The organism is Endozoicomonas sp. ONNA2, assembly GCF_024606365.1.
Taxonomy (GTDB): Bacteria; Pseudomonadota; Gammaproteobacteria; order Pseudomonadales; family Endozoicomonadaceae; genus Endozoicomonas.
In genome coordinates this window covers 1-1,017 of sequence record NZ_JAHHPO010000276.1, presented here as the reverse complement: position 1 = coordinate 1,017, position 1,017 = coordinate 1, and the positions used below count along the sequence as shown (strand labels likewise).

The window sequence follows — 1,017 nt, the reverse complement described above, 5'->3', positions numbered from 1 at the left end:
CCAGGCGCACTGAAGTCTCAACCTCTTTCAGCTGATCCAATAAAACGCCCCCCAACCAAAAAGTTGTGTCTGTTATCCAGGTTTGAGAACTGGCATGGCAGCAAAAGCTTCCGTCACTCGTTGTAGCAATACTTTCATTGGGTTACTGCTGGGCAAATGCAGCTTCACACGGTCTTTATATTCCACCACCTTAACGGCAATTTTGACCAGTTTGGCAATAACTGTTGAAGGTTGAGCCCTCTGCAACTCTGTGTCCTTCAATACAGTGGTTCTCATTTCGTAATGCAGAACATAAGCGGCACAGGCGTAGTACATACGCAAGGCATTCGCTCGAAAGCCCATATCCGATGTCCGATCACAGGACAGATCATTTTTCAGATGTTTGATGTAGTTTTCATCCTGACCTCTGGGACAATAAAACTGCTCATAAATGCACCGGGCCGAAGCATGCTTGATCGATGTCACTACAAAGCGCGGGTTGTCGCCGGTCTGGTTTACTTCAGCGTTATATATGACGCGTGTATCCAGCCCTTTCCAGCTCTTCGCCTGATACTGCGCCTCACCATACAGACGCACCCGGTAAGGTATCGGCAGTTTATTCAATCGGGCGTAAGCTGTACGTGTTTTCAGACAGTGGCGAGCTTCCGCGATGCTCTTATCCGACATCGGCCGTAAGGCTGTTGGGTGGCCCGCGCCTTTACCCAGTACGTAATCAGCGGCTTTATCCTGCTCAACAACGCGCATCAGTTCCGGCTGGGAAAAGTGACTGTATCCCCGGATAATGAGATGTGTTTTCGGCCATGACTGCCGGATCAGCGACAAAAGACGTTTAACAATGGCGGCATTTTCCTGCCCTGAGGGTGTTTTCCCTGGCCGCAGAATGGCTGTAATCAACTTCCCGCTCAAGCCTTCAAAAATCATCAGTGGCAAGTAGCAGGTATTGCCGTATTTGGTGTTGAACAAGCTGTACTGTTGAGCACCGTGGGTCAGGCTGGCTGTGTGGTCCAGATCAATGAC

At 49.9% G+C, this 1,017-nt stretch carries 1 protein-coding gene; it reads right to left on the bottom strand.

Annotated elements, in window-relative coordinates; all coding sequences use genetic code 11:
* Positions 1-72 precede the first annotated feature (72 nt).
* The coding region (locus tag KDK14_RS04895; RefSeq protein ID WP_257263899.1) for an IS1380 family transposase at positions 73-1,017 on the bottom strand (945 nt) is incomplete at its 5' end.